General features: G+C 43.6%; 1 protein-coding gene and 1 pseudogene. One reads left to right on the forward strand and one right to left on the reverse strand.

Translation table 11 applies throughout. From position 1 onward, the window contains the following. Positions 1-413 (reverse strand): annotated as a pseudogene (locus A3735_RS00945) (gamma-glutamyl-phosphate reductase); the annotation flags it as partial. Between the two features lie 369 nt (positions 414-782). On the opposite strand from A3735_RS00945, the gene cysD reads away from it, so the two are divergent. After that, positions 783-1,190 (forward strand): sulfate adenylyltransferase subunit CysD (gene cysD / locus A3735_RS00950; protein WP_156499292.1); only part of this gene is annotated, 408 nt, incomplete at its 3' end.

Consider the following 1,190-nt stretch of genomic DNA (forward strand, 5'->3'; position numbering starts at 1 on the left):
CACAGGCTCGCCGCTTCAACCGTTACATTTGGTCTAGACTCATAGATAATCCCAATCACACCAAGCGGCACACGCATCTTGCCAACCTGAATACCGGAAGGCATATACTTGAGATCGTTAATAATTCCAACAGGATCATCAAGCCCTGCTACTTGCTGCAAGCCTTCAATCATGCCATCTATACGCGCTGGCGTAAGCTCCAAACGATCAAGCATCGCATCATCCAAACCATTTTCACGCCCAGCCTCAAGATCCTTTTTATTCTCTTGAATCAACATATCACGCTTGGCATTCAAAGCATCAGCGGTTGCTAATAGAGCTTTGTTTTTTAATCCGGTACTGACTGAAGTCATCTGGCTAGCAGCTTGACGAGCTGCCTCACCCACTTTGACCATATAGGCTTTAACGTCCATCTTCTTCTCTTGGCTTAATTATCAAAAACGCGATTATAGCGTGTTCCTACTGCCGCTCCTAGTACTAGCAATGTAGCACCCCAAAAAGAGCCGCCAAACAGCGATAAACTAAACACAAGACATCCGTATTTCTTACTGATATCGAGACATCTTAAATAGAACATTATATTCTAAACATCTGATCTTTTAGCATAAGTGAGAATATAAGCGCACTCCACCACCACTCACTAAAGCACCACATCCCTTATTATTTAGCGACAAGCCTGTTATAATTCCGCACCCTTTTGTTAGGTAGCAGCCTATAGAAATAGCAGCTATCCACTTAAACACGATTTTTTCGTTTATTGACCTCTGGTAAGAGTTACATATATGTCGCAATACAATTTGACTCATTTAAAGCAATTGGAAGCTGAAAGCATCCACATCATTCGAGAAGTAGCCGCTGAATTTGATAATCCGGTAATGCTCTATTCTGTCGGTAAAGATTCCGCTGTTATGCTGCACTTGGCTCGCAAAGCTTTTGCACCAGGTAAGCCACCTTTCCCTCTAATGCATGTTGACACTACCTGGAAATTCCAGGAAATGATCAAGTTTCGTGACGAGACCGTTAAAAAGTATGGCTTCGATCTGATCGTGCATATCAACCAGGAAGGCGTTGATCAAGGCATCGGACCTTTTACTCACGGTAGTGCCAAGCACACCGACGTAATGAAAACCCAAGGTCTTAAACAAGCACTGGACAAATATCAGTTTGACGCAGCCTTCGGTGGCGCACGA

The organism is Oleiphilus sp. HI0061 (assembly GCF_001635675.1).